This window comes from Enterobacter sp. RHBSTW-00318 (assembly GCF_014101375.1).
GTDB classification, from domain to species: domain Bacteria; phylum Pseudomonadota; class Gammaproteobacteria; order Enterobacterales; family Enterobacteriaceae; genus Enterobacter; species Enterobacter ludwigii.
Window position 1 is genome coordinate 1,826,005 of record NZ_JABXQH010000001.1, and the last position, 19,856, is coordinate 1,845,860.

Consider the following 19,856-nt stretch of genomic DNA (forward strand, 5'->3'; position numbering starts at 1 on the left):
CGGCATTATAGCGGCATCACTTAGGTGAGTCGAGAACGGTTGGGGCATGTTGCTGCGGCTTTTTTCACACTTTAAGGCTATTTTTAGCCTTAAAAACGCACCATCCGCTCAAAACTCAGACAAAACAAAACGGCCCGGAGGCCGTTTTGAGGAAATCTGTATGCAACATACTGGAAAAGCTCCAGCCGTTGCAAATCCGATTTATCAGGCGATGGTGCCTGCGCCGCGACACGGCGGCGATGCAAATACCGTATCCTGCAAGCCTTCCCATTCCTTAATGGTATAGGTGTGCAATGCCAGCGCATGTACGGTTGTGGAGAGTTCTTCCGTCAAGGTGCTGTAGATCAAGCGATGTCGGTTCAGGAAACGTTCTCCCGTGAAGCGATCGCTGACCAGAACCACTTTAAAGTGGCTTTCAGAACCTGCCGGCACGTTATGACGATAGCTTTCGTCGACGACTTCGAGGAACACAGGGTTGAACGCTGCCCTTAATTTATCTTCTATCTGTTCACGTATCATCATGAAATCACTCCTCCGACAACGCCAGGATGTCACCCATCCCTTTAAATATTAGCCGCTTTTACCGTTTCCATTACAACAAGACAACAAATATTTAGCTTTCGTCTTATTTTCTCATTCAGACGAATGAAGTTCACTGTGAGACTCATACCTTTTGACCTTCGCGCGTGGAGAAAAAGGCGGGGCTGGTCAGTTTTCGGACAAGGCGATGAATTTACATGCGTTGACCACTTCCCCTGGCCGTTAGCGATGTTATGATGGCGGCAATTTTTCTCTGTAATGCTTACGATTCGTTGAGAACCTGAAAATGTTAAAAAAACTCTTCTTTCCGTTGGTAGCACTTTTTATGCTGGCAGGCTGCGCTACCCCGCCTACAACCATTGATGTCTCCCCTAAGATTACCCTGCCTCAGCAGGATCCTAGCCTGATGGGCGTAACCGTGAGCATTAACGGTGCCGATCAGCGTCAGGATCAAGCCCTGGCTAAAGTGACCCGCGACAACCAGCAGGTGACGTTGACCGCCTCACGCGACCTGCGCTTCCTGCTGCAGGAAGTGCTCGAGAAACAGATGACTTCCCGCGGCTATATGATTGGCCCAAGCGGTGCGGTTGATCTGCAGATCATCGTGAACAACCTGTACGCTGACGTGTCCCAGGGTAACGTTCGCTACAACATCTCCACCAAAGCGGATATCGCCATCATCGCGACCGCGAAGAACGGCAACAAGATGACCAAAAACTACCGTGCGAGCTACTCTGTTGAAGGCGCGTTCCAGGCGTCCAACAAAAATATTGCTAACGCGGTTAACAGCGTGCTGACTGACACCATTTCCGATATGGCGCAGGACACCAGCATCCACGACTTCATCAAGCAAAACGCGCGTTAATCCCGCTTCCTGACCCGGTGTTTCACCGGGTCAGCTTTATATGAACATGTCGAGTCATTACTTACGCATTTTCCAGCAACCTAAATCAGCCATCCTGCTGATCCTTGGTTTCGCCTCCGGTTTACCTCTCGCCCTCACCTCCGGCACGCTGCAGGCCTGGATGACCGTCGAGAATATCGATCTCAAAACCATTGGTTTCTTCTCCCTCGTCGGCCAGGCTTACGTCTTTAAGTTCCTGTGGTCGCCGGTGATGGACCGTTATACCCCGCCGTTCCTGGGCCGTCGTCGCGGCTGGTTAGTGATGACCCAGGTCCTGTTGCTGATCGCAATCGCGGCGATGGGCTTTCTTGAACCCACGACGCAGCTTCGCTGGATGGCCGCCCTTGCGGTGGTAATCGCCTTCTGTTCTGCCTCGCAGGATATCGTTTTTGATGCCTGGAAGACGGACGTGTTGCCTGCAGAAGAGCGGGGAGCCGGCGCAGCCATTAGCGTGCTGGGCTATCGTCTGGGGATGCTGGTATCCGGTGGTCTGGCGCTGTGGGTGGCCGACCGTTATCTCGGCTGGCAGGGCATGTACTGGCTGATGGCCGCCCTGTTGATCCCCTGTATTATTGCCACCCTGCTCGCCCCCGAACCGAGCGATGTGATCCCGGTTCCACGTTCTCTGGAGCAGGCCGTTGCCGAACCTCTTCGCGACTTCTTTGGCCGCAACAACGCCTGGCTTATCCTGCTGTTAATCGTCCTTTATAAGCTCGGCGATGCCTTCGCGATGAGCCTGACCACCACCTTCTTAATTCGCGGGGTCGGGTTTGATGCCGGCGAAGTCGGCGTGGTGAACAAAACGCTCGGGTTGTTTGCAACTATTGTCGGGGCCCTGTACGGCGGCGTATTAATGCAGCGTCTGACGCTCTTTCGCGCACTGCTGATCTTCGGCATCCTGCAGGGGGCATCGAACGCCGGTTACTGGCTGCTGTCGGTGACGGATAAGCATATGATCAGTATGGGCGCCGCGGTGTTTTTTGAAAACCTGTGCGGCGGTATGGGGACAGCGGCGTTTGTTGCCCTGCTGATGACCCTGTGCAACAAATCGTTTTCCGCGACGCAGTTCGCTCTGCTCTCGGCGCTTTCCGCCGTTGGTCGCGTGTATGTCGGGCCGATTGCCGGCTGGTTTGTTGAAGCCCATGGCTGGCCAACGTTCTACCTCTTCTCAGTGGTAGCGGCAGTGCCTGGACTCTTATTGCTACTGGTCTGTCGCCAGACGCTGGAATATACCCAGCGAACAGAACACTTTATGCCACGCACGGAATATCATCGCGCTTACCGTTTTGCGTTACGACTGTTAATGGCGGGTTGCTTTGCCCTGGTGCTGTGGCTCGTGGTGCTCATTATTAATGCCACCACCTCTCTGGTACTGCCTCTCGAAGCGCTTCTGCTGGATGCCGGCGCGCTGCTGGCGGTTGCCGGGATCCTGACTGGCGGGCTGCTCGATTTCATGGCGCTGCGTAAAACGCAGTTAACCTGAAGTAAAATCCGAAAGGTTATTTCCCGTTGTAATCACGAACCGAAATTATAACGGTGAAATAGCCGCCAGCCGCTAAAAAAAATATTTGTTGTTTTGTGCGGGATAGGATTCGGAAATTATTGGAGTCAATTGCAGAACGCTATTTTTCATTAAACGATTCAGCATCAGAGAGTTTGATTTTTCGTTTTTTAGTTGTCTTTTTATTGATAATTAATTGTTAATTTTTTGTTTATTTTTCACAATGGTTATACCAATTGCCCCTTTTAGGGTATGCTTGGGGGTCCTTTCGTTATAAAGCCCATGCCATGCGGCTTACGTCTTAAAAAGCGACATAATTTGCAACACTTGTGACATGTGCGGCAGAACCCGGTAACACCTTCCTGACACAGGTCTAATGATGTTTACAGTAATGTAACCTTCCCGTAAAATGCCCCCACACTTTAAACGCCACCAGACTCCCGTGGAATTGAGGTCGTTAAATGAGACTCAGGAAATACAATAAAAGTTTGGGATGGTTGTCATTATTCGCAGGCACTGTATTACTCAGTGGCTGCGATTCTGCACTACTTGACCCCAAAGGACAGATTGGACTGGAACAACGTTCACTGATATTGACGGCTTTTGGCCTGATGTTGATTGTGGTTATTCCAGCCATTTTGATGGCTGTTGGTTTCGCCTGGAAGTATCGTGCGAGCAATAAAGATGCGAAGTATAGCCCTAACTGGTCACACTCCAATAAAGTGGAAGCTGTGGTCTGGACGGTACCTATCCTGATCATCCTGTTCCTTGCCGTACTGACATGGAAAACCACTCACGCACTTGAGCCAAGCAAGCCGCTGGTTCACGATGAAAAACCGATTACCATTGAAGTGGTCTCCATGGACTGGAAATGGTTCTTCATCTATCCGGAACAGGGCATTGCCACCGTGAATGAAATCGCCTTCCCGGCGAACACTCCGGTTCAGTTCAAAGTGACCTCCAACTCCGTAATGAACTCCTTCTTCATCCCACGTCTGGGTAGCCAGATTTACGCGATGGCCGGTATGCAGACTAACCTGCACCTGATCGCGAATGAAGCAGGCACCTACGATGGTATCTCCGCCAGCTATAGCGGCCCGGGCTTCTCAGGTATGAAGTTCAAAGCTATCGCGACGCCAGACCGTGCCGCTTTCGACCAGTGGGTTGAAAAAGCGAAGCAGTCTCCAAACACCATGTCTGACATGGCGGCGTTCGAAAAAGTGGCAGCACCTAGCGAATATAACAAGGTGGAGTACTTCTCTAACGTGAAACCCGATTTGTTCAAAGACGTTATTGGCAAATTTATGGATCACGGCAAGAGCATGGACATGACCCAGCCTGAAGGTGAGCATAGCGCACACGAAGGTATGGAAGGCATGGACATGAGCCACGCGGAAACCGCTCACTAAGGGGCCGAGGAAGAAAATGTTCGGAAAATTGACACTGGATGCAGTGCCCTACCATGAACCCATTATCGTGGTTACGGTTGCTGCAATTATCATCGGTGGCGCAGCCTTACTGGCCTTGATCACTTACTTCGGTAAGTGGAGCTACCTGTGGAACGAGTGGCTGACTTCGGTTGACCACAAAAAACTGGGTATCATGTACTGCATCGTCGGTATCGTCATGTTAATTCGTGGCTTTGCGGATGCGATCATGATGCGTAGCCAGCAGGCACTCGCGTCTGCGGGTGAAGCCGGCTTCCTGCCGCCGCATCACTACGACCAGATCTTTACCGCCCACGGCGTTATCATGATCTTCTTCGTGGCGATGCCGCTGGTTATCGGTCTGATGAACGTTGTCGTTCCGCTGCAAATCGGCGCGCGCGACGTAGCGTTCCCGTTCCTGAATAACCTGAGCTTCTGGTTCACGGTTGTCGGCGTTATCCTGGTTAACCTGTCACTGGGTGTGGGCGAATTTGCTCAGACCGGCTGGCTGGCTTACCCGCCGCTTTCGGGAATTGAGTACAGTCCGGGCGTTGGCGTCGATTACTGGATTTGGGCACTTCAGCTCTCCGGTGTCGGTACAACCCTGACCGGTATCAACTTCTTCGTGACCATTATCAAGATGCGTGCCCCTGGCATGACCATGTTCAAGATGCCGGTATTTACCTGGGCATCTCTGTGCGCCAACATCCTGATTATTGCATCATTCCCAATTCTGACCGTCACCATCGCGCTGCTGACCCTGGACCGCTACCTGGGCACCCATTTCTTTACCAACGATATGGGTGGCAACATGATGATGTACATCAACCTGATTTGGGCCTGGGGTCACCCGGAAGTGTACATCCTGGTTCTGCCGGTCTTCGGTGTGTTCTCCGAAATCGCAGCAACCTTCTCGCGTAAACGTCTGTTTGGTTACACCTCACTGGTGTGGGCAACCGTGTGTATTACCGTTCTGTCGTTCATCGTTTGGCTGCACCACTTCTTCACCATGGGTGCTGGCGCGAACGTAAACGCCTTCTTCGGTATTACGACCATGATTATCGCAATCCCTACCGGGGTTAAGATCTTCAACTGGCTGTTCACCATGTACCAGGGCCGTATCGTGTTCCACTCAGCAATGCTGTGGACTATCGGCTTCATCGTCACCTTCTCCGTGGGTGGGATGACCGGTGTACTGCTGGCGGTACCGGGTGCTGACTTCGTTCTGCACAACAGTCTGTTCCTGATTGCGCACTTCCATAACGTTATCATCGGTGGTGTGGTCTTCGGCTGCTTCGCTGGCGTAACCTACTGGTGGCCAAAAGCGTTCGGTTTCACCCTGAACGAAAAATGGGGTAAACGCGCATTCTGGTTCTGGATCATCGGCTTCTTCGTTGCATTTATGCCGCTGTACGTGCTGGGCTTCATGGGTATGACCCGTCGTCTGAGCCAGCAGATTGATCCACAGTTCCACCCAATGCTGATGGTTGCAGCGGGCGGTGCCGTGCTGATTGCTTGTGGTATCGCGTCTCAGCTGATTCAGTTCTACGTTTCTATTCGCGACCGCGATCAGAACCGTGACCTGACCGGTGACCCATGGGGTGGCCGTACGCTGGAGTGGGCAACCTCTTCTCCACCACCGTTCTATAACTTCGCTATTGTGCCGCAGGTCCATGAACGCGACGCATTCTGGGAAATGAAAGAAAAAGGTGAAGCGTACAAGCAACCTGCTCATTACGAAGAGATCCACATGCCGAAAAACAGCGGTGCGGGCATTGTTATTGCCGCCTTCGCAACGGTATTTGGCTTCGCAATGATCTGGCACATCTGGTGGATGGCGATTGTTGGCTTCGCCGGCATCGTAATCAGCTGGATTGTGAAGAGCTTTGACGAGGACGTAGACTACTACGTACCAGTCCGTGAAGTCGAAAAACTGGAAAACCAGCATTTCGATGAGATTTCTAAAGCGGGGCTGAAAAATGGCAACTGATACTTTGGCGCACTCTACTGCCCACGCGCATGAACATGCGCACCACGATACAGGACCGACGAAAGTCTTCGGTTTCTGGATCTACCTGATGAGCGACTGCATTCTGTTCTGCTGTCTGTTCGCAACGTATGCCGTTCTGGTGAACGGCACTGCGGGCGGCCCGGCCGGCAAGGACATCTTTGAACTGCCGTTCGTTCTGGTAGAAACCGCGCTGCTGCTATTCAGCTCCATCACCTACGGCATGGCGGCTATCGCCATGTACAAAAACAACAAGAGCCAGGTTGTCTCCTGGCTGGCGTTGACCTGGCTGTTTGGTGCTGGCTTTATCGGGATGGAAATCTATGAATTCCATCACCTGATTATGGAAGGCTTCGGGCCGGATCGTAGTGGCTTCCTGTCTGCGTTCTTCGCACTGGTCGGGACCCACGGTCTGCACGTAACGTCTGGTCTGATCTGGATGGCAGTACTGATGTTCCAGATCTCCCGTCGTGGCCTGACCAGCACTAACCGCACGCGTATCCTGTGCCTGAGCCTGTTCTGGCACTTCCTGGACGTTGTGTGGATCTGTGTGTTCTCTGTTGTATATCTGATGGGGGCGATGTAATGAGTCATTCAAACGATCATGGCGCTTCCCACGGTAGCGTAAAAACCTATATGACAGGTTTCATCCTGTCGATCATTCTGACGGTGATCCCGTTCTGGATGGTGATGAGCGGTTCTGCGTCTAAGCCGGTTATTCTGGGTGCAATCCTGGTAACCGCGGTGATTCAGATTCTGGTGCATCTGGTTTGCTTCCTGCACATGAACACCAAGTCCGATGAAGGCTGGAACATGACGGCTTTCATCTTTACCGTGATTATCATCGCTATCCTGGTAGTCGGTTCCATCTGGATTATGTGGAACCTTAACTACAACATGATGGTTCACTAAGAGCGGCGAGTATGTTTAAGCAATACCTGCAAGTCACGAAACCAGGCATCATCTTTGGCAACCTGATCTCCGTAATTGGGGGGTTCCTGCTGGCCTCTAAAGGCAGCATCGATTACACCCTCTTTATCGCTACGCTGGTCGGTGTGTCGCTGGTTGTTGCATCCGGTTGTGTATTTAACAACTACATCGACATGGATATCGACAAGAAGATGGAAAGGACTAAAAATCGGGTGCTGGTTAAAGGCCTGATCGCCCCTTCCGTCTCGCTGGTGTACGCCACCTTGCTGGGTATTGCTGGCTTTATGCTGCTGTGGTTTGGCGCTAATCCTCTGGCCTGTTGGCTGGGGGTGATGGGGTTCGTCGTCTATGTGGGCGTTTACAGTCTGTATATGAAACGCCACTCCGTCTACGGAACGCTGATTGGTTCTCTCTCCGGCGCTGCGCCGCCGGTGATTGGCTACTGCGCCGTCACGAACGAGTTCGACAGCGGTGCGCTGATCCTGCTGGCTATCTTTAGCCTGTGGCAGATGCCGCACTCCTATGCCATCGCGATTTTCCGCTTTAAGGATTATCAGGCAGCGAACATTCCGGTTCTGCCGGTCGTGAAGGGCATTTCCGTGGCTAAAAACCACATCACGCTGTACATCATCGCCTTTGCCGTGGCAACGCTGATGCTCTCTCTGGGCGGTTACGCCGGGTACAAATACCTGGCGGTAGCGGCTGCGGTGAGCGTCTGGTGGCTCGGCATGGCCCTGCGCGGCTACAAAGTGGAAGATGACAAGGTCTGGGCACGTAAGCTGTTCGTGTTCTCCATTGTCGCTATCACTTCGCTGTCGGTGATGATGTCCGTGGATTTCATGGTGCCTGATTCACACAACCTGCTGACTTACGTCTGGTAAGTCACACCAGGTGAATAAAAGGGTGCTTCGGCACCCTTTTTTATTCATCGAATCCATTAATAACGCATGTAATATTTGTTAAATAACCCTTTATTTACCCCGCCCCTTCCCCGCACTACACTATGGCCTGCTTTTGAATTGAGGTGGTAATGAACGATTATAAAATGACGCCAGGCGAATTGCGCGCGACCTGGGGTTTAGGGACTGTTTTCTCGCTACGGATGCTTGGCATGTTTATGGTCCTGCCTGTTCTGACCACGTACGGCATGGCGCTACAGGGTGCCAGCGAAGCGCTGATTGGCCTGGCGATTGGCATCTACGGTCTGGCTCAGGCGGTATTTCAGATCCCGTTTGGCCTGCTCTCGGATCGGGTTGGCCGCAAACCGCTGATTGTCGGCGGCCTGCTTATTTTTGTGCTCGGCAGCGTGATAGCCGCCCTCTCCCACTCCATCTGGGGAATTATTCTTGGTCGCGCCCTGCAGGGCTCTGGTGCGATTGCCGCCGCCGTGATGGCGCTGCTGTCAGACTTAACCCGTGAGCAGAATCGCACCAAAGCGATGGCGTTTATCGGCGTGAGCTTTGGCGTCACTTTCGCGATTGCGATGGTGCTCGGGCCTATCATCACCCATAAACTCGGTCTGCATGCCCTGTTCTGGATGATTGCCGTGCTGGCGACCGTCGGTATTGCGCTGACCCTTTGGGTGGTGCCGGACAGCAAAAACCACGTCCTTAACCGTGAATCCGGGATGGTGAAAGGCTGCTTCAGCAAAGTGCTGATGGAACCGCGCCTGCTTAAACTTAACTTCGGCATTATGTGTCTGCACATCCTGCTGATGTCGACCTTTGTCGCCCTACCCGGTCAGCTTGCCGCCGCGGGCTTCCCTGCCGCGGAGCACTGGAAAATCTATCTGGTGACCATGCTGATTTCGTTCGTCTCGGTCGTGCCGTTCATCATCTACGCCGAAGTGAAACGCAAGATGAAGCGCGTCTTCATTGGCTGCGTGGCGGTGCTGCTGATTGCCGAGATTGTGCTCTGGGGATCCGGCCCGCACTTCTGGGAACTGGTGGCCGGCGTGCAGCTCTTCTTCCTGGCCTTTAACCTGATGGAAGCCCTGCTGCCATCGCTAATTAGCAAGGAGTCCCCGGCCGGCTATAAAGGCACAGCAATGGGGATCTACTCCACCAGCCAGTTTATCGGCGTGGCTATCGGGGGCTCGCTCGGCGGCTGGGTGGACGGCCTGTTTGATTCGCAAACCGTGTTCCTCGCAGGCGCACTGCTGGCGATGGTCTGGCTGCTGGTCGCCAGCAGCATGAAAGAGCCGCGCTACGTCAGCAGTCTGCGGGTCGAAATTCCTGAGGATGTAGAGATTACCGACGCGCTAAAACAACGTCTTGAGGCAACAGAGGGGGTAAGTGAAGTGCTTATTGCCCCACAAGAGCGCAGCGCTTACGTCAAAATAGACAGTAAAGTGACTAACCGCTTCGAAATCGAGCAGGCTCTCAAAGCCTGAAAAAATGCCCGGTAAAACCGGGCATTTTTGTCTTAATCGCGGAAGTTCTTGAACTGGAACGGCTGCCCCAGATCGCCGCCACGTACCAGCGCCATAACGGCCTGCAGGTCATCGCGGGATTTACCGGTCACACGAATTTCTTCACCCTGGATTTGCGCCTGAACCTTCAGCTTGCTGTCCTTGATGAGCTTAACGATCTTCTTCTGAACCGTGCTCTCAATACCCTGCTTCAGTTTGGCTTCGACAAACCAGTTTTTACCGCTATGCACAAACTCGTCTGGTACATCCAGTGAGGTGCCTTCAATACCGCGTTTAAGCAGCTTGGCGCGCAGAATATCCAGCAGCTGGTTAACCTGGAAATCAGATTCGCTCAGGACCTTAATGGTCTTATTCGCATCGTTCAGCTCGAAAGTTGCCTCAACGCCACGAAAGTCGAAACGTGACTCAACTTCACGGCTTGCGTTTTCAACGCCGTTGCGGACTTCCTGGATATCAACTTCGGAAACAATATCGAAAGATGGCATCTTTTCTTCTCCCTTCATTTTTGTTGCGTTGCATAATACCCGCTACAAGGCAGATACCCCAAATAATTCGAGTTGCAGCTATCCCTGGCCGCTCACGTGAGGAAACACCGCACAGATGTCACAGGGTTTACTCAACAGAAGCTTAGCTGACGGCGCTATACTTAGGCCGTAACACCTGGCGCAGTTGCAGGTGAGGAGGAACAATGAAAATTACAGTGCTCGGATGCGGAGCCCTTGGACAGCTATGGCTGACCGCGCTTTGCAAGCACGGACATGAGGTACAGGGCTGGCTGCGCGTGCCCCAGCCCTATTGCAGTGTGAACCTGATTGACGAAGACGGAAGTATATTCAACGAATCACTCACCGCGAACGATCCGGATTTTCTGGCGCAAAGCGATCTGCTGCTGGTCACGCTCAAAGCATGGCAGGTATCAGATGCGGTAAAGACGCTGGCCGCGCAACTTCCCCCAGACTCCCCTATCCTGCTGCTGCATAACGGCATGGGAACCATTGATGAGCTGAAAAGCATCCCGCATCCCTTGTTGATGGCGACCACCACGCACGCTGCACGCCGCGATGGCAACATTATCGTGCATGTCGCCAGCGGCGTAACGCACATGGGCCCCGCCCGTACGCAGGATGGTGACTACAGCTATCTGGCGGATGTTCTGCAGAAGGTGCTGCCGGACGTGGCCTGGCATGACACTATCCGCCCGCAGCTGTGGCGCAAGCTGGCGGTTAACTGCGTGATCAATCCGCTGACGGCGCTGTGGAACTGCCCGAACGGGGAACTGAAAAATCATCCGCAGGAAATTGCCACCCTGTGCGCGGAGGTCGCCTCGGTTATCGAACGTGAAGGCCTGCATACCTCGGCGGAGGATTTACGCTATTATGTTGAGCAGGTAATTGAAAGTACTGCAGAAAACATCTCCTCGATGTTGCAGGACATTCGGGCATTACGCCACACAGAGATTGATTACATCACGGGCTATTTGCTTAAACGCGCCCGCGCCCACGGCATTGCCGTGCCGGAAAATGCCCGTCTGTATGACCTGGTTAAACGTAAGGAGAGTGAATATGAGCGCGTCAGCACTGATCTGCCTCGCCCCTGGTAGCGAAGAGACAGAAGCCGTCACCACCATTGATTTGATGGTGCGCGGCGGCATTAACGTGACCACCGCCAGCGTCGCCAGCGACGGTAATCTGACCATCACCTGTTCACGGGGCGTAAAAATCCTCGCCGATGCACCGCTTGTGCAGGTGGCCGACGGGGATTACGACATCATCGTACTGCCGGGCGGCCTGAAGGGCGCGGAGTATTTTCGCGACAGCCCGCTCCTGGTCGAAACCGTCAGGCAATTCCATCTGTCGGGGCGCATCGTTGCGGCAATTTGTGCCGCAGCCGGCACGGTTCTGGTGCCGCATAACATTTTCCCAATCGGTAATATGACCGGTTTCCCGGGACTGAAAGAGACCATTCCTGAAGAGCAATGGGTGGATAAACGTGTGGTCTGGGATCCGCGCGTCAATCTGCTCACCAGCCAGGGGCCGGGTACCGCGATCGATTTTGGACTGAAGATTATCGACCTGCTGGTCGGGCGTGAGAAAGCCTACGAGGTGGCGTCGTCGTTAGTGATGGCGGCGGGGATTTATAATTTTTACGAAGCGTAGCGTGTAAAGAAAGCCGGGTAAGCGAAGCCGCTACCCGGCAAACGGTTAAGGGCGATAGACCTTCACATTTGCAAAGCCCTGCTCGCGCAGATACAGTGCCTGCAGACGGCTCATCACCCCGCGCTCGCACCACAGCAGATACGTTTTGCTCTGGTCGAGATCGCCGAATTTGGTGCTCAGCTTGTAGAACGGCAGGGAAACCACGTCCACGCCTTCAACCTGCAGCGGTTTGTCATCCTGTTCATCAATGGAACGGATATCCAGAATCGCGTCGTTGGCACCGAAACCGCTGACGGTTTCAACTTCAACCACTTCCTGCTCGGTCTGCTGGGCAATCTCGCGGATATCGATGTTGGTCGCTTCCGCCACCACCTTCTCCAGAATGCCGAAATCGAAGTTCTCTTCTTCGGCTTCGATTTTCGCCTTCACCGCTTTGACGGTAGGGCTTTTTGAGATCACACCGCAGTATTCCGGCATGGTGCGGGCAAAATCTTCGGTACCGATTTTGCGCGCCAGATCGATGATGTGCTCTTTATCGTAGGAGATCAGCGGACGCAGGATCAGGGTATCCGATACGTTGTCGATAAGACGCAGGTTGGTCAGAGTCTGGCTGGAGACCTGGCCCAGCGCTTCACCGGTGACCAGCGCCTGCACGCCGTAGCGCTCCGCCACTTTGGACGCTGCACGCACCATCATGCGCTTCAGCACCACGCCCATCTGACCGTCGTCCACTTTTTCAAGGATTTCGCCGACCACTGGCTCAAAGTTGATCGCCACAAAACGCACGCGGTGGGAGCTGCCGAAGCGGTTCCACAGATAGTGCGCAACCTGACGCACGCCGATTTCATGCGCCGCACCGCCCAGGTTAAAGAAGCAGTAGTGTACGCGACAGCCGCGGCGCATCAGCATATAGCTGGAAACACCGGAGTCGAAACCGCCGGAGATCAGCGACAGGACATCTTCCTGCGTGCCGATTGGGAAACCGCCGATACCTTCATAACGGCCTTTCACCAGCAGCAGGCGATCGTTTTCGATCTCCAGATTAACGGTCACGTCCGGGTTAGTCAGGCGCACGCGGGCGCTCTCAACGTGCTGATTGAGGCCGCCACCCACATAGCGCTCCACTTCAATGGAGCTAAACTCATGCTTACCACGACGCTTCACGCGCACGCAGAAGGTTTTGCCTTCAATCTGATCGCGGTACTGCACCAGCGCTTTTTCAAAAATGTCATGCAGGGAGGTGTAAGGAACGTCTTCCACTTCCAGAATATGGTGAATGCCCGGAATACGGGTCAGCGCGTCGCGAATATCCTGACGTTTGTTTTCATCTTTCGCGCGAACCTCAACGTGGTCCCAGTGACGCACCACGGCGAGCGCTTCGTCGTAGTGTTTTAATACGTTACGAATGTTCCCGGTGAGAATTTTAATAAAGCGCAAACGCACAGATTGGCTTTTGATGGTGATTTCAGGGAACAATTTAATGATAAACTTCATGGCGGCAATGTTTCTTAGGCAAGCTTAAGGCTTGTAATGGAAAATGAAATATACACAAAATCATTCAGGTGGCATCAACGCGGCGAGTCACAGCCCCCCGCAAGCTTACGCGAGTAAGTAACGGAAAGGCGCAAACGTAGCCCAAACAGAGACAACCTGAAGGATGACGTGTATAGCAGCCCACACCCGTGGCTGCATCCAGGCGCGCAAGTATATCATCTTCACGCCGCTCCTGTGCACATTGCGCGTTATTTGATAATTGCCCCGAGTCCGTTACCATGTCGGGGCTGAGAATATAAGAGTCAATTCACTATGCCGAAGAAGAACGACGCACCGGCCAGTTTTGAAACTGCGCTGAGTGAGCTGGAGCAGATTGTCACCCGCCTTGAGAGCGGCGATTTACCGCTGGAAGAGGCGCTCAATGAATTCGAGCGCGGCGTACAGCTGGCGCGCCAGGGGCAGGTCAAACTGCAGCAGGCCGAGCAGCGCGTGCAGATCCTGCTGTCCGACAGCGAAGACGCTAAAACTACGCCATTCACACCGGACGCCGAGTAAATGGATTTCGCCAACGAGCTTCAGGCATGCGTCGCGCGTGCCAACGATGCGCTGCGCCGTTTTATTGAGCCACAGCCTTTTCAGAACACTCCACTGGTTGAAGCCATGCACTATGGCGCACTCTTGGGTGGAAAGCGCCTGCGTCCGTTTCTGGTCTACGCCACGGGCAATATGTTTGGCATCAGCGCTAACACGCTGGATGCCCCGGCAGCCGCCGTTGAGTGCATCCATGCCTACTCGCTGATCCATGATGATTTGCCGGCCATGGACGACGACGATCTGCGTCGTGGCCAGCCTACCTGCCACATCAAGTTTGGCGAAGCGAATGCCATTCTGGCGGGGGATGCCCTGCAAACCCTGGCGTTCTCGATTCTGAGCGATGCGCCGATGGCCGAAGTGGCCGACCGTGACCGTCTGTCGATGATCTCTGAACTGGCAATGGCCAGCGGCGTCGCCGGTATGTGTGGCGGTCAGGCACTGGATCTGGAAGCGGAAGGACGTCAGGTTAATCTGGAACAGCTGGAGCGTATTCATCGCCATAAAACGGGCGCATTGATTCGTGCAGCCGTTCGTCTGGGCGCCCTGAGCGCGGGTGAACAGGGGCGCAAAGCCCTGCCGATACTGGACAGATACGCAGAAAGTATCGGTCTGGCATTCCAGGTTCAGGATGACATTCTGGATGTGGTGGGCGATACTGCAACATTGGGTAAACGTCAGGGTGCGGATCAGCAGCTTGGCAAAAGTACCTACCCCGCCCTGCTGGGTCTTGAGCAAGCCCAACGTAAAGCCCGGGATCTGATAGAGGATGCCCGCCAGTCGCTGAATCAACTGGCCGCGCAATCACTGGATACTTCGGCACTGGAAGCGCTAGCGGACTATATAATCCAGCGTGATAAATAAACACACTATCTCGATGAGCCTTTGATGAGTTTTGATATTGCCAAATACCCGACACTGGCGTTAGTTGACTCCACCCAGGAGTTACGCCTGTTGCCGAAAGAGAGCCTGCCGAAGCTGTGCGATGAGCTGCGTCGCTACCTGCTCGACAGCGTAAGCCGCTCCAGCGGCCATTTCGCCTCCGGGCTTGGCACGGTAGAGCTGACCGTGGCGCTGCATTATGTCTATAACACGCCGTTCGATCAGCTCATCTGGGATGTCGGCCACCAGGCCTATCCGCATAAAATTCTGACCGGACGTCGCGATAAAATTGGCACTATTCGTCAGAAAGGCGGCCTGCATCCGTTCCCATGGCGTGGCGAGAGCGAGTACGACGTATTAAGCGTTGGGCACTCCTCCACCTCAATCTCTGCGGGTATCGGTATTGCGGTGGCAGCCGAAAAAGAGAATAAACAGCGTCGTACCGTCTGCGTCATTGGCGACGGGGCGATCACTGCCGGAATGGCCTTTGAGGCCATGAACCACGCGGGCGATATCAAGCCAGACATGCTGGTTATCCTTAATGATAACGAAATGTCGATTTCCGAAAACGTGGGCGCGCTGAACAACCATCTGGCGCAGCTGCTCTCCGGCAAGCTTTACTCCTCGCTGCGCGAAGGCGGCAAAAAAGTCTTCTCCGGCGTACCGCCAATCAAAGAACTGCTTAAACGCACCGAAGAACACATCAAAGGCATGGTCGTGCCGGGTACGCTGTTTGAAGAGCTGGGCTTTAACTATATTGGTCCGGTGGACGGGCATGACGTTCTGGGGCTTGTCACCACGCTGAAAAACATGCGTGACCTGAAAGGCCCGCAGTTCCTGCATATCATGACCAAAAAAGGCCGTGGATACGAACCGGCGGAAAAAGATCCCATCACCTTCCACGCGGTACCGAAATTCGACCCGAGCAGCGGTTGCCTGCCCAAAAGCAGCGGCGGCATGCCGAGCTATTCAAAAATCTTTGGCGACTGGCTGTGTGAAACCGCCGCTAAAGACAATAAGCTTATGGCGATCACCCCGGCCATGCGTGAAGGTTCTGGCATGGTGGAGTTCTCCAAAAAATACCCGGACCAGTATTTTGACGTTGCCATTGCCGAGCAGCACGCGGTGACCTTTGCGGCAGGCCTGGCGATTGGCGGTTATAACCCGGTTGTCGCCATTTATTCCACCTTCCTGCAACGCGCCTACGACCAGGTGATCCATGACGTTGCCATCCAGAAACTGCCGGTCCTGTTTGCTATCGACCGCGCAGGCATTGTGGGTGCTGACGGCCAGACGCACCAGGGGGCATTTGACCTGTCGTTCCTGCGCTGCGTCCCGGATATGGTCATCATGACGCCAAGCGATGAGAACGAATGTCGTCAGATGCTGTTTACCGGCTACCACTATCAGGATGGCCCTAGTGCGGTGCGCTACCCGCGCGGCAATGCCGTCGGCGTTGAACTGCAGCCGCTGGAAAAACTGCCGATAGGTAAAGGTCTGGTGAAGCGTCGCGGTGAGAAAGTGGCGATTCTGAACTTTGGTACGCTGATGCCGGAGGCCGCGAAAGTGGCTGAAACGCTGAATGCGACCCTCGTGGATATGCGCTTTGTGAAGCCGCTCGACGAGGCCCTGATCCTGAGCATGGCGGAATCTCATGACGTGCTGGTCACGCTGGAAGAAAACGCCATCATGGGCGGTGCGGGCAGCGGCGTAAACGAAGTGCTGATGGCTAACCGTAAAGCCGTGCCGGTACTGAACCTTGGTCTGCCGGATCATTTCATTCCACAAGGCACCCAGGACGAAGCCCGTGCGGCGATTGGCCTGGATGCGGCCGGCATTGAGTCGAAAATCCGTTCCTGGCTTGCCTGATCCCTCCCCTTTTCCGCTCCTGCTATGCTTAAACGTATTGTTTAAAAAAGCAGGAGCGGAACCATGCAATACACGACATTAGGAACAACAGACCTTCAGGTTTCCCGACTTTGCCTGGGATGCATGACCTTTGGCGAGCCAGACCGGGGAAATCACGCCTGGACGCTGCCGGAAGAGAGCAGCCGCCTTATCATCAAACGCGCACTCGACGGCGGGATTAACTTTTTTGATACTGCCAACAGTTACTCCGACGGCAGCAGCGAAGAGATTGTCGGCCGCGCCCTGCGCGATTTTGCCCGCCGTGACGATGTGGTCGTCGCCACCAAGGTATATCACCAGGTGGGTGATTTGCCTGAAGGTCTTTCCCGTGCGCAAATCCTGCGATCCATTGATGACAGCCTCCGGCGCCTGAATATGGATTATGTCGACCTGCTGCAGATCCACCGCTGGGATTACAACACGCCGATTGAAGAGACGCTGGAAGCCCTTAACGATGTGGTTAAGGCCGGGAAGGCGCGTTACATCGGCGCATCATCTATGCACGCTTCGCAGTTTGCCTCAGCGCTTGATCTTCAGGCGCAGCACGGCTGGGCACGGTTTGTCACCATGCAGGATCACTACAACCTTATCTATCGCGAAGAAGAGCGCGAGATGCTGCCGCTCTGCTATCAGGAAGGCGTAGCGGTGATCCCATGGAGTCCCCTGGCGCGCGGACGCCTCACCCGACCATGGGGAGAGACCACCGCCCGCTCGGTGTCGGATGCGTTCGGTAAAACCTTATACGAAGGTACGGAAGCCAGCGATGCGTTGATCGCCGAGCGTTTAGCGGGGATTGCCGATGATACCGGTGCCACGCGTGCGCAGGTAGCGCTGGCGTGGCTGCTGAGCAAACGCGGAGTCGCGGCACCGATTATCGGTACATCGCGGGAAGAACAGCTGGACGAGTTGTTGAGTGCCGTTGATTTAACGCTGACGCCTGAGCAAGTCGCCGAACTGGAAACGCCGTACCAGCAGCATCCGGTGGTCGGGTTTAAGTAAGCCCTCGCCCTGCCCGTCTCCCAAAAGGAGAGGGAACAAAACCCCTCGGCCGGGTAAGCGCAGCGCTACCCGGCAGACGAATCACGCAAAGTGGTCGTAACCCTTCCAGTCAAGCGTAACCGGCGCGCCATCACGCACAAATTTCAGCCCTTCACTTTCCGGCATAATCTGTCCGATACAGGTAAACTTCGCCCCAAGGTGAGCTAGCGCCACGTCCAGCGTTCCCCGGTTCAGTTCCGGTACGGTAAAGCACAGCTCATAATCTTCGCCGCCGGAGAGCGCCCAGCGCAGAGCCTGCTCAGGTTCCACATGGCGAAGCAATGGCTCTGACAGCGGGAACAGATCCAGATCTACGCGCGCGCCCACACCGCTGGCTTTCAGAATATGGCCGAGATCGGAGATAAGCCCGTCAGAGAGATCGATAGCCGAGCTTGCCCGCTCGCGCAGCGCCTGGCCGTGCAAAATACGCGGCGTTGGGCGCAGATGGCGTTTCACCAGATATGCCGCATCGTCGGCATCCTTGACGCGTAAGCGGTCCTGGAGGATCGCCAGCCCTGCGGCGCTGTCGCCCGGCGTGCCGGTCACGTAGATCCAGTCACCCGGCTTTGCGCCCGAGCGTTTCAGCGCCCGGCCCAGCGGGACATAGCCGTGGATCGCAAGCGTCATCGACAGCGGCCCGGCAGTGGTGTCACCGCCAATCAGCTGCATATCGTAGTAGTTGAGCTGATCAAACAGCGCATCGCTAAAGGCTTCAAGCCAGTCTTCATCCACCTCGGGCAACGTCAACGCCAGCGTCAGCCACGCGGGATCGGCGCCCATGGCCGCTAAATCGCTTACGTTGACCGCCAGCGCTTTATACGCCAGATCGGCGGGATCGATATCAGGTAAAAAATGACGTCCGCACACTAAGGTGTCGGTGCTGATTGCCAGCGTCTGTTTTTCGGGAATATTGAGAAGTGCGCAGTCATCGCCAATGCCGGTTTCAACATCAAGACGAGAGGTTCTGACACGGTCGAAATAACGGGCAATCAGGGAGAATTCGCCGCATGCCATACGTTATGCCTCAGCAAATTAAATAAAAAAACCGGAGCCGCACTGCCCGGCAGGCAATGCAAAACTCCGGTTTGCGGATCACTTTTTGTGGGGACGGATCGCAGGTGCGGCTTTATCCAGCACGCCGTTTACAAATTTATGGCTGTCTTCAGCGCCGAAGGTTTTCGCCAGTTCGATCGCTTCGTTGATGGCCACTTTGTACGGCACATCATCACGTTTAGACAACTCAAACAGCGCGATACGCAACACTGCTTTCTCAACCTGACCCAGCTCTTCGAGCAGACGGGACAGGTATGGCTTCATCAGACCATCGAGATACGCGCTATTAGTCGCCACTCCCGACAGCAGTTCACGGAAGTACAGAACGTCAACGTCTTTCACGTCCTGTTCTGACAGGAACTGGTATTCAACATCAGCGATGTCGTTCTGGGACAACTGCCAGGAGTAAAGTGCCTGGACGGCACATTCACGGGCGCGGCGACGAGCAGCAGGTTTCACGGAATTCCCCTTACAAAAAAATCAGGCCTTAATGGCTTTCAACACATTGATCATTTCAAGCGCGGTCAGTGCAGCTTCTGCACCTTTGTTACCGGCTTTGGTACCAGCGCGCTCAATGGCTTGTTCAATACTTTCGGTAGTCAGCACGCCAAACGCGACAGGAATTTCTGCATCCTGCGCAACGTGTGCCAGACCATTGCTTGCACCGCCTGCAACGTATTCGAAGTGTGCAGTGCCGCCACGAATAACGGTACCCAGCGCAATCACCGCGTCGTATTTACCGGTTTTCGCCAGCGCGCCCGCTGCCAGTGGCAGTTCATAAGCACCTGGAACCCAAACAACGGTAATGTTGTCATCTTTAACCTGGCCGATACGTTTCAGGGCGTCAATGGCACCTTCCAGCAGGCTGTCGTTGATGAAGTTGTTGAAACGCGCAATGGTGATGGCGACGCGAGCGTCCGGGGTAGCTACAGCAGCTTCAATAATGTTCATACTCTTCCTTTACGGGTTCATTTGGCCCCGCAGGGGGGCGGA

General features: G+C 54.5%; 20 protein-coding genes. 14 read left to right on the top strand and 6 right to left on the bottom strand.

The genetic code is table 11. The features are described from left to right. Positions 1 to 204: 204 nt before the first annotated feature. Positions 205 to 522 (bottom strand): transcriptional regulator BolA, encoded by a 318-nt coding sequence (bolA, locus tag HV157_RS09250; protein ID WP_013095855.1) that lies wholly within the window; start codon positions 520 to 522, stop codon positions 205 to 207. Between the two features lie 304 nt (positions 523 to 826). On the opposite strand from bolA, the gene HV157_RS09255 reads away from it, so the two are divergent. From HV157_RS09255 to HV157_RS09290, 8 genes are all read left to right on the top strand, one after another. Further along, positions 827 to 1,405, top strand: coding sequence for a lipoprotein (locus HV157_RS09255; RefSeq protein ID WP_014168866.1), 579 nt, complete (start codon positions 827 to 829; stop codon positions 1,403 to 1,405). 46 nt (positions 1,406 to 1,451) lie between these two features. Continuing rightward, positions 1,452 to 2,927 carry a muropeptide MFS transporter AmpG gene (gene ampG, locus HV157_RS09260; protein ID WP_025204965.1) on the top strand — a complete coding sequence of 492 codons (1,476 nt, stop codon included), beginning with the start codon at positions 1,452 to 1,454 and terminating at the stop codon, positions 2,925 to 2,927. Between the two features lie 479 nt (positions 2,928 to 3,406). Beyond that, complete coding sequence (cyoA, locus tag HV157_RS09265; protein ID WP_008503322.1) at positions 3,407 to 4,354, top strand: cytochrome o ubiquinol oxidase subunit II; 948 nt, start codon at positions 3,407 to 3,409, stop codon at positions 4,352 to 4,354. 16 nt (positions 4,355 to 4,370) lie between these two features. Continuing rightward, entirely contained in the window at positions 4,371 to 6,362 is a 1,992-nt protein-coding gene (gene cyoB, locus HV157_RS09270; RefSeq protein ID WP_014168864.1) for a cytochrome o ubiquinol oxidase subunit I, read from the top strand. Beyond that, complete coding sequence (locus tag HV157_RS09275) at positions 6,352 to 6,966, top strand: cytochrome o ubiquinol oxidase subunit III (protein ID WP_014168863.1); 615 nt, start codon at positions 6,352 to 6,354, stop codon at positions 6,964 to 6,966. The genes cyoB and HV157_RS09275 overlap by 11 nt, the downstream gene beginning before the upstream one ends. Beyond that, complete coding sequence (locus HV157_RS09280) at positions 6,966 to 7,292, top strand: cytochrome o ubiquinol oxidase subunit IV (RefSeq protein ID WP_006176899.1); 327 nt, start codon at positions 6,966 to 6,968, stop codon at positions 7,290 to 7,292. The genes HV157_RS09275 and HV157_RS09280 overlap by 1 nt, the downstream gene beginning before the upstream one ends. Before the next feature lie 11 nt (positions 7,293 to 7,303). After that, a complete protein-coding gene (cyoE, locus tag HV157_RS09285) occupies positions 7,304 to 8,191 on the top strand; it encodes a heme o synthase (RefSeq protein ID WP_014168862.1) in 888 nt (295 codons plus the stop codon). Between the two features lie 149 nt (positions 8,192 to 8,340). Next, entirely contained in the window at positions 8,341 to 9,702 is a 1,362-nt protein-coding gene (locus HV157_RS09290; protein WP_020885214.1) for an MFS transporter, read from the top strand. A 32-nt stretch (positions 9,703 to 9,734) separates the two neighbouring features. On the opposite strand, the gene HV157_RS09295 is transcribed toward HV157_RS09290, so the two are convergent. Then, positions 9,735 to 10,226 (bottom strand): YajQ family cyclic di-GMP-binding protein, encoded by a 492-nt coding sequence (locus HV157_RS09295; RefSeq protein ID WP_040016786.1) that lies wholly within the window; start codon positions 10,224 to 10,226, stop codon positions 9,735 to 9,737. A gap of 203 nt (positions 10,227 to 10,429) precedes the next feature. Between HV157_RS09295 and panE the strand changes: the two genes are divergently transcribed. Both panE and yajL read left to right on the top strand, forming a co-directional pair. Then, on the top strand, positions 10,430 to 11,341 hold the full coding sequence (panE, locus tag HV157_RS09300) for a 2-dehydropantoate 2-reductase (protein ID WP_014168859.1): 912 nt from the start codon (positions 10,430 to 10,432) through the stop codon (positions 11,339 to 11,341). Further along, positions 11,304 to 11,897, top strand: a complete 594-nt coding sequence (gene yajL / locus HV157_RS09305; RefSeq protein ID WP_020885217.1) for a protein deglycase YajL — start codon at positions 11,304 to 11,306, stop codon at positions 11,895 to 11,897. Before panE ends, yajL begins: the two co-directional genes overlap by 38 nt. Positions 11,898 to 11,942: 45 nt before the next feature. On the opposite strand, the gene thiI is transcribed toward yajL, so the two are convergent. After that, positions 11,943 to 13,391, bottom strand: coding sequence for a tRNA uracil 4-sulfurtransferase ThiI (gene thiI / locus HV157_RS09310; protein WP_121340284.1), 1,449 nt, complete (start codon positions 13,389 to 13,391; stop codon positions 11,943 to 11,945). A 312-nt stretch (positions 13,392 to 13,703) separates the two neighbouring features. Between thiI and xseB the strand changes: the two genes are divergently transcribed. The 4 genes from xseB (at position 13,704) to HV157_RS09330 (ending at position 17,771) form a co-directional block, all read left to right on the top strand. Beyond that, complete coding sequence (gene xseB, locus HV157_RS09315; RefSeq protein ID WP_008503331.1) at positions 13,704 to 13,946, top strand: exodeoxyribonuclease VII small subunit; 243 nt, start codon at positions 13,704 to 13,706, stop codon at positions 13,944 to 13,946. Beyond that, positions 13,947 to 14,846, top strand: a complete 900-nt coding sequence (gene ispA / locus HV157_RS09320; protein ID WP_014168855.1) for a (2E,6E)-farnesyl diphosphate synthase — start codon at positions 13,947 to 13,949, stop codon at positions 14,844 to 14,846. A 24-nt stretch (positions 14,847 to 14,870) separates the two neighbouring features. Beyond that, on the top strand, positions 14,871 to 16,733 hold the full coding sequence (gene dxs, locus HV157_RS09325; RefSeq protein ID WP_020885219.1) for a 1-deoxy-D-xylulose-5-phosphate synthase: 1,863 nt from the start codon (positions 14,871 to 14,873) through the stop codon (positions 16,731 to 16,733). A gap of 63 nt (positions 16,734 to 16,796) precedes the next feature. Further along, positions 16,797 to 17,771 (top strand): aldo/keto reductase, encoded by a 975-nt coding sequence (locus HV157_RS09330; protein ID WP_032677512.1) that lies wholly within the window; start codon positions 16,797 to 16,799, stop codon positions 17,769 to 17,771. A gap of 81 nt (positions 17,772 to 17,852) precedes the next feature. Here the strand turns inward: HV157_RS09330 and thiL are convergent, their stop codons facing one another. From thiL to ribE, 3 genes are all read right to left on the bottom strand, one after another. Beyond that, positions 17,853 to 18,824 (bottom strand): thiamine-phosphate kinase, encoded by a 972-nt coding sequence (gene thiL, locus HV157_RS09335; RefSeq protein ID WP_020885221.1) that lies wholly within the window; start codon positions 18,822 to 18,824, stop codon positions 17,853 to 17,855. 78 nt (positions 18,825 to 18,902) lie between these two features. Next, complete coding sequence (nusB, locus tag HV157_RS09340; protein WP_006809908.1) at positions 18,903 to 19,322, bottom strand: transcription antitermination factor NusB; 420 nt, start codon at positions 19,320 to 19,322, stop codon at positions 18,903 to 18,905. 21 nt (positions 19,323 to 19,343) lie between these two features. Then, complete coding sequence (gene ribE / locus HV157_RS09345; protein WP_006176874.1) at positions 19,344 to 19,814, bottom strand: 6,7-dimethyl-8-ribityllumazine synthase; 471 nt, start codon at positions 19,812 to 19,814, stop codon at positions 19,344 to 19,346. Positions 19,815 to 19,856: the final 42 nt, after the last annotated feature.

What these genes read in the sequence shown, in the direction of transcription:
- bolA (WP_013095855.1), bottom strand. Translation starts at nt 522, where the DNA reads ATGATGATACGTGAACAGATAGAAGATAAATTAAGGGCAGCGTTCAAC.
- HV157_RS09255 (WP_014168866.1), top strand. Translation starts at nt 827, where the DNA reads ATGTTAAAAAAACTCTTCTTTCCGTTGGTAGCACTTTTTATGCTGGCA.
- ampG (WP_025204965.1), top strand. Translation starts at nt 1,452, where the DNA reads ATGTCGAGTCATTACTTACGCATTTTCCAGCAACCTAAATCAGCCATC.
- cyoA (WP_008503322.1), top strand. Translation starts at nt 3,407, where the DNA reads ATGAGACTCAGGAAATACAATAAAAGTTTGGGATGGTTGTCATTATTC.
- cyoB (WP_014168864.1), top strand. Translation starts at nt 4,371, where the DNA reads ATGTTCGGAAAATTGACACTGGATGCAGTGCCCTACCATGAACCCATT.
- HV157_RS09275 (WP_014168863.1), top strand. Translation starts at nt 6,352, where the DNA reads ATGGCAACTGATACTTTGGCGCACTCTACTGCCCACGCGCATGAACAT.
- HV157_RS09280 (WP_006176899.1), top strand. Translation starts at nt 6,966, where the DNA reads ATGAGTCATTCAAACGATCATGGCGCTTCCCACGGTAGCGTAAAAACC.
- cyoE (WP_014168862.1), top strand. Translation starts at nt 7,304, where the DNA reads ATGTTTAAGCAATACCTGCAAGTCACGAAACCAGGCATCATCTTTGGC.
- HV157_RS09290 (WP_020885214.1), top strand. Translation starts at nt 8,341, where the DNA reads ATGAACGATTATAAAATGACGCCAGGCGAATTGCGCGCGACCTGGGGT.
- HV157_RS09295 (WP_040016786.1), bottom strand. Translation starts at nt 10,226, where the DNA reads ATGCCATCTTTCGATATTGTTTCCGAAGTTGATATCCAGGAAGTCCGC.
- panE (WP_014168859.1), top strand. Translation starts at nt 10,430, where the DNA reads ATGAAAATTACAGTGCTCGGATGCGGAGCCCTTGGACAGCTATGGCTG.
- yajL (WP_020885217.1), top strand. Translation starts at nt 11,304, where the DNA reads ATGAGCGCGTCAGCACTGATCTGCCTCGCCCCTGGTAGCGAAGAGACA.
- thiI (WP_121340284.1), bottom strand. Translation starts at nt 13,391, where the DNA reads ATGAAGTTTATCATTAAATTGTTCCCTGAAATCACCATCAAAAGCCAA.
- xseB (WP_008503331.1), top strand. Translation starts at nt 13,704, where the DNA reads ATGCCGAAGAAGAACGACGCACCGGCCAGTTTTGAAACTGCGCTGAGT.
- ispA (WP_014168855.1), top strand. Translation starts at nt 13,947, where the DNA reads ATGGATTTCGCCAACGAGCTTCAGGCATGCGTCGCGCGTGCCAACGAT.
- dxs (WP_020885219.1), top strand. Translation starts at nt 14,871, where the DNA reads ATGAGTTTTGATATTGCCAAATACCCGACACTGGCGTTAGTTGACTCC.
- HV157_RS09330 (WP_032677512.1), top strand. Translation starts at nt 16,797, where the DNA reads ATGCAATACACGACATTAGGAACAACAGACCTTCAGGTTTCCCGACTT.
- thiL (WP_020885221.1), bottom strand. Translation starts at nt 18,824, where the DNA reads ATGGCATGCGGCGAATTCTCCCTGATTGCCCGTTATTTCGACCGTGTC.
- ribE (WP_006176874.1), bottom strand. Translation starts at nt 19,814, where the DNA reads ATGAACATTATTGAAGCTGCTGTAGCTACCCCGGACGCTCGCGTCGCC.